The following is a 6393-nucleotide window of genomic DNA, read 5'->3' as shown; positions in this document are numbered from 1 at the left end:
CGCCGGCGCCACCGTCCTTCCCCCACCTGCCGACGCCCCCGACCCGTCGGCCACACCCCCCTCCCCCGCGTCGCAGGGTGATGCTGCGCGCCCGGCACCGACCTCGACGGCGACACCAGCTCCAGCAGCCCCGGTCCCCACGGCCACAGCGCCTCCAGCCCCGACGCCACCGCCGGAGGCACCAGCGGCACCGGCGCCGAGCCCGACTGCGGCTGCGGCCACGGCCCCACCGCCCGAAGGGACCACGGCCCCCGCGCCGGAACCGGTCACCGCGCCACCGGTCGGGGCACCCGACACCGATTCCTCGCCAACCCCGCCGCAGTCGGACGACACCACTGCCTGGCCGCCGCCGAGTGCGTATGCCGCCCGGCACGACGTGCCGCCCGTCCCGCCGGCGAATGCCATGCCACGGCGGGTCGCGCCGGACCCGAACCCGATCGTCCTTCCCCCACCGGCACCGCTCCCGCCACCGGAGCCGCCCCCGAACCCGATCGTCCTTCCCCCGCCGGCACCGCTCCCGCCACCGGAGCCGCTTCCGACCCCGATCGTCCTTCCCCCGCCGGCACCGCTCCCCCCGCCGGCCGCCCCGACGCCACCGGCCGCCCCGGCGCCACCTGCGCCCGGCGGGCCGCCCACCGGTGAGTGGCCGACGCTGCCGCCCGCCCCCGTCCCCCCGCGCGAGGCCCCGCCGAGGCCGCGGCCCGAGGCGCCTGTGCACCCGGGCGTCGGGGAGACGACCGATCCGCTGGACGGTGTGCACACCATCGACTGGCCGGGTGGCCGGGTGGCGCGGCCGGTGGAGAAGGCCACCCCGGGCAGGAAGGGCATGCCGGGGTGGGTGCCGGTCGTCGTGATCGCCGTGCTCGTGGTCGTCGGGGCGGTCCTCGCTGCCCAGCTGCTCGGCGGGGGCGACGACGGCGGTGGGCCCAACGACGACGAGACCACAGGGGTCACGATCCCGGAGTCGATACCTCCCGCGGAGGTCGACCCCGAGCTGGCGCCGACCGACCTGGTGGCCGACGACTACGGCGACACCGTCGACCTGCACTGGACCGATCACTCCGACGGGCGGCTCACCTACGTCGTCGTGTACCGCACCCCCGGCGAGGACCAGGAGATCGTCGAGGTCGAAAGGGGCGCCAGCGACGTGACGATCCGCGGCCTCGACCCCGACAAGGGCTACTGCTTCCGGGTGCTGGGCGTCGGCCTGAACCAGGACGAGGAGATGGTCCGGGCCTTCGCCGACACCCGCGTCCGGGACTGCGAGCCCCAATCCACCTGACGCCGGGCCGCACACCCGCAACCCGACCGTGACGACCCCCGCCGATGCGCCATGATGGGGGCCTATGGCCAGGACAGGGTCATTCAGCGCGGCCATGCACAGGAGGATCGAGGCGGTCAAGGCCCGCTTCGGCGGCACGCGGGCCAGCTCGGCCGGGTTCGCCACCGTCGGCCTGGCGCTGATCTGCACGCTCGTGACCTCGGCGATCATGGTCGGCACCCCGGTGGAGGGCGGCATCGTCGACCTGCTCTCCGGCCGCTCGTGGCTCACCAGGTCCGACGAGGGCCTCGTGATGCTCGCCAACGGCTCGTCGGCCCGGATCGACGTGCTGTTCGAGGTGGAGGAGACCGCCGGCCACGACCTCGAGGTGGTGGAGGTCGACGGCCAGTCCCTGCTCATCGACCGCACGACCGGCGAGATCCGCAGCCTCGACGTCGCCAACCTGGAGGTCGGGCCGGCCCGGGCGCTGGGCGAGCCCGAAGGCCTCGACGTGGTCCCCGCCGGCGACAAGCTGGTGGTCGTCCACCGCAACGAGGGTGTGGTCGAGGTGCAGGACCCGCTGGCCGGCGACGTCCTGGCGCAGGCCGACGTGGGCAGCGACCTCACCCGGGCGGTCGTCGACGACGAGGACCAGATCTGGGTGGCCGACACCGATGCCGGCGTGGCTGTCCCCCTCCGTCTGACCGGCCGGCACCTCGACGTGGGCGACTCCGTGCGGGTCGGCGCCGGGCCGGACACGACGCTGGCGCTGCTCGACGGGAAGCCGGCGGTCGTGAGCGCTGCCCGCAAGGCGCTGGTGCGGATCGACGGCGGCCGCGCCCAGGAACCCGTGCGTCTGCCCTTCGAGGAGGGCGAGACCACCCAGGTCGCCCGGGTCACCAGCGGCGAGCTGACGTCGCTGTCGGTCAACGAGACCGGCGACCTGATCATCGTCCGGGACGACCGGGCCCGCCGGGTGCCGCTGGGCCGCACCGGCCACGACCTGGGCGAGCCCGTGGTGTTCGACGGCCGGGTGTTCGTGCCCGACTTCACCGTGGGCGAGGTGATCGTCCTCGACGCCGACGGCAAGCAGGCGGGCGCCGGCATCCGGGTCGGCGGCGCCAAGTCCGGGCGGTTCTCCGTCCGGGTGGAGGGCGGCCGCCTCTGGGTCGACGACCCCGACAGCGACGACGCCTTCGTCCTCGGCCCCAACGACGACAGCTTCCGCCGGGTCGACAAAGGTTCCCGCGACGTGCCCTCCAACAAGGACGAGGAGGCCGTGCTGGCCCCGCCGGCACCCCCGCCCCCTCCGCCGGCACCCACTCCCCCGGCCCCGGACGCCACCGGGCCGCCACCCCCGCAGCCCGGCACCGGCCCCGAGACCCCCGCCCCGCCGCCACCTCCTCCACCCGCGGAGCCCACCGCGCCGGGCGCCCCGCCCTCGGTGACGGGCACCGGCGGCGACCGCCAGGTCACGTTGGCCTGGGGTGCCGCGCCCCCGAACGGCGCACCCGTCGAGAGCTACGAGGTGGAGTGGGAGCCCACGGGCGGTGCCTCGGGCGGTGAGCCGGGCCTGCAGACGTTCCCCGGCACGCAGCTCCAGGCGACGTTCGACGGCCTCCGCAACGGGGCGACCTACGTGTTCACGGTCCGGGCGTCCAACGAGGTGGGCTTCGGCCCGGCGACGGCGTCGAACCCGGTCACGCCCGACGGCAACGTCCCCTCGGCGCCCGCGGGCGTCACCGCCACCGGTGGGCTCGACGGCACCATCGCCGTGGCCTGGGAGGCTGCCGACGCCAACGGCGCCAGCGCGATCGAGTCGTACACGGTCACCGCCGTCGACGGCACCGGCGGCAGCATCGCCGCGGCCACCGGCGTCACCGGCACGTCGGTGCAGGTCGACACGTCGTCCGGCCTGGCCCTCGGCGGCAACTACACCTTCACGGTCAGCGCCCTCAACGGCCGCGGCAACACCAGCGAGCAGTCGGCCCCGTCCGGCGCCCTGACCCTCGCCGCTCCGGCCGACGCACCGGGTTCGCCGGCGGCGGCCGAGGCCGACGGCAACCTCACGATCACGTGGACGGCGCCGGCGCTCAACGGCGGCACCCTGGTTCATTACGAGGTCACCGGCGACGCCGGCTCGCAGAACGTCGCCGGCACGACCGTGACCTTCCCCGGCCTGGAGAACGGCAGGACCTACAACGTCTCGATCCGGGCGATCACCACGGCCAACGGCCAGACCCTCACGCCCGGCGCCGAGTCGGTGGTCCCCGGCACTCCCGGCCGCCAGGCCACGGTGACGATGAACGCCACCGCGAGCGGCACCACGGTCACCTGGTCGCTGACGTTCGACGGCCACAACAGCGGCGCCGCGACCTGCGAGGTGTTGGCGAACGGGACGCCGATCTGGGGGCCGGGCGATTGCCAGTCGTTCAGCAACCGGACCCTCGCCGGTGCCTACTCCACCAACTACACCCTCGTGACCAGGGCCTCGAACCGCTTCGGCCCGGTCCAGTCCGCGCCCGTGACCGTGCGGACCGACCCTCCGCCGCCACCTCCGCGGGGCATCACCGTCGCTCGGGGGCGGGCGCGGCCGGCGGATGGCGAGTGCTCCCACTCGAGCTGCGCCTACCTGCGGGTGACGTTGAGCAACTACGCCCCCAACACCCGGGTGACGATCCAGTGCCACGAGTCGCAGTCGTCACCGTTCGCGAGCTACCAGGTGACGACCAACGCCAACGGCAACTCGACTTCCGAGATCTGCTTCTTCGGCTACCCCGGCCGCCAGATCTGGGCGTCGGCCGGCGGCCTCACCGCTGTCCGCTTCACCTGGTGACCCACCCCGAAAGTGCGTGGCTGGGGGCCCTATAGGCGCCGCCCGCCACGCAATTTCGGTCGGGCGCTACGAGCGGGCCAGCGCGCGCACGTCGAAGGCGTGGCGGGCGCGGGCTGTCGGGGAGCGACGGGCAACCAGGGCCGCGGCCAGCGCATCGGTCGAGCGCCAGGCCTGGACGGCGTCCTCGTCGGTGGCGCGGCCGCTGAAGAGGGCCCGGTTGGCCAGGCGAGCGACCGAGTCGAGCTCGTCGGCCAGCTCGGGGCCCAGCACCCGGCGGGTCGCCGCCACGTAGTCGCCCACCGTGTTGGCCTCCTCCAGCGGGAGGCCGCCGTCGCGCAGCTCCACCAGGCACTGCCGCCACGCCCCGATCACCCGGTCGGCCGCGGCCACCGCTCGACGCCGGGCCGCCCGTCGCCGCCGGCGCACCACGGCGATGGCGACCGCGACCAAGGCGACCAGCCCAGCCAGCACACCAACCGCCAGGACCACCGGGTCGAACCCACCCGCGGACTCCCCGGAAGCCGCCGAGTCCCGCGCCACCGTCGTGGTGGTCGTGGGCAGCGTCGCCGGGACCGGAGCCGTGGTGACCGGCGCTGCGGTGGTGTTGGGCGACGGCGTGACCGGCGGGGTGGAGGTCTCGGAGCGCGACTCCTCGTCGCCGCTGCCGGGCGTCGGGTCGAACGACACCCAGCCGAGCCGCCCGAAGCGCACCTCGACCCAGGCGTAGGCGTCCGAGGCGTGCACCCGGTGGACGTCGTCCGCGGCCTCGCCCGGCCGGAACCCCACCGCCACCCGGGCATCCATCCCCGAGGCCCGGGCCAGCAGGGCGAACGCCGTGGCGAACTGCTCGGACGTGCCGGCCGAGGGATCCTCACCCACCTGCAGCAGCTCGATGGTCCGGGCCAGCGTCGCTCCCGACGGGGCCTCGGCGCTGAAGGTGAAGTTGTCGCTGCGCAGGTACTGCTCGATCAGCTCGGCCTGGGCGCACTGCGACGTCGCCCCCCGGGTGATGCCGGTGGCGTAGGCCACGATCTCGCCGGTGAGCGCGGCGTCGTCGCCGGTGGGCGGCGGAGCGACCGGCAACCCCGCCGACGAGCAGTCCTCCGACACCCGGCCGGGGTCGGACGTCAGCCGGTAGCGCTGCCCCCGGGCCAGCCCATCGCCGGTGACCAGCATCGTCGACGAGGGGTCGACGTGGACCTCGGGCCCGTCGACCCCCGCGGGCCGCCCGGTGGTCGGCAGCCAGATGCCGTCGAGCTCGCCGACCGTCACGGTCCGCTCCACCGGCGGCCCCGACGCCCGGGTCGTGTCGGGGACGTCCGGCTCCGGCACCCGGCTGCCGGCCGCCACGTAGCGGGCCCGGCTCGACCACCCCGACGCCGGGTCGTAGCGGTCGAGCACGGCCAGGCGCCAGCGGTCGGCGGCCGGGCCGTCTGCGGTGAACAGCACGGGGTCCTCACGGTCGAGCGCCCAGCCGGCGAGCAGCGACAGCGGGTCGATCGTGACGACGTCGTCGAGCGGCGGTCGCTGGTCGGCCCGGGGGTCGTAGGGGTCGGCGCCGTCGAGGACCGGTCGCCCGGCGCCCACCAGCAGCCCGACAGCCGCGGCCACTCCCAGGAAGACGACCATCCCCGCGACCCGCCGAGGCAGCTGGGCGCCCATGCCCCCGCCGGCACCGGTCGCCGCCGGCTCGGTCGGGGTCGGCGGCGAGAGCACCCGCACGGTCGCCAGCCCCGCCACCAGCAGCGCCACTGCCCACCCGGCGCCACCGCCGCCCCCACCGAACGGCAGCGCCGCCCCGTAGGCCAGCAGCGGCGGCACGGCGGCGACGGCCGGCCAGCGCCGCAACCGCAGCGCCGACTCGGCCCCGACGAACCCGGCCAGCCACACCACGGCCGCCGGCAGGAGGATGCGGCCCTCGTCGGTCGGCACCGCCAGCGTGGTGCTGACGATGCGCGACCAGCCGTTGACCAGGCCGTCGACGATCCCGGCCGGCGACGGTTCCCGCCCCAGCCCGGCCAGCACCACGACGAGCACACCCAGCGACACCGCCCCGGTGAACGCCAGCGACCGCCGGGGGCTCCCCGCCGCCAACGTCACGCCCACCGCCACGACCGCCACCGGCACCAGCGGCGCCGCCCCCCGCCAGCCGAACACGACGTGCCACTGCGAGGCCGCGATCGCCGCCATGACGGCCACCAGCGCCACCCCGACCCGCCGCCGCTCGGGCGACACGACGAGGCTCGGCGCCACGCCCGACGTCATCGCGTCCGCTCCCCGAGTCGTCCGTGGTCGC

The 6393-nt window shown here is 75.7% G+C and carries 4 protein-coding genes; 2 read left to right on the top strand and 2 right to left on the bottom strand.

The genetic code is table 11. The annotated features are described in order from the left end of the window. Window positions 1-230 (bottom strand): hypothetical protein (locus VK611_28660; protein HMG45339.1); only part of this gene is annotated, 230 nt, incomplete at its 3' end. 524 nt (window positions 231-754) lie between these two features. Between VK611_28660 and VK611_28655 the strand changes: the two genes are divergently transcribed. Together VK611_28655 and VK611_28650 are read left to right on the top strand one after the other, a co-directional pair. After that, entirely contained in the window at window positions 755-1282 is a 528-nt protein-coding gene (locus VK611_28655; protein HMG45338.1) for a fibronectin type III domain-containing protein, read from the top strand. Between the two features lie 94 nt (window positions 1283-1376). Next, window positions 1377-4097: a fibronectin type III domain-containing protein gene (locus VK611_28650; protein HMG45337.1), complete on the top strand. Its 2721-nt coding sequence runs from the start codon at window positions 1377-1379 to the stop codon at window positions 4095-4097. 66 nt (window positions 4098-4163) lie between these two features. Here VK611_28650 and VK611_28645 read toward each other — a convergent pair whose 3' ends face one another. Beyond that, on the bottom strand, window positions 4164-6362 hold the full coding sequence (locus VK611_28645) for a transglutaminase domain-containing protein (protein HMG45336.1): 2199 nt from the start codon (window positions 6360-6362) through the stop codon (window positions 4164-4166). Window positions 6363-6393: the final 31 nt, after the last annotated feature.

It is taken from the genome of Acidimicrobiales bacterium (assembly GCA_035316325.1).
GTDB lineage: Bacteria > Actinomycetota > Acidimicrobiia > Acidimicrobiales > VFJN01 > DASXTK01.
The sequence above is the reverse complement of the archived record's forward strand: the minus strand, read 5'-3'. Positions and strand labels throughout refer to the sequence as shown.

Excerpts from the sequence above, each read along its gene's own strand:
- VK611_28645 (HMG45336.1), bottom strand. The coding sequence starts at position 6,362 with ATGACGTCGGGCGTGGCGCCGAGCCTCGTCGTGTCGCCCGAGCGGCGG.
- VK611_28650 (HMG45337.1), top strand. The coding sequence starts at position 1,377 with ATGCACAGGAGGATCGAGGCGGTCAAGGCCCGCTTCGGCGGCACGCGG.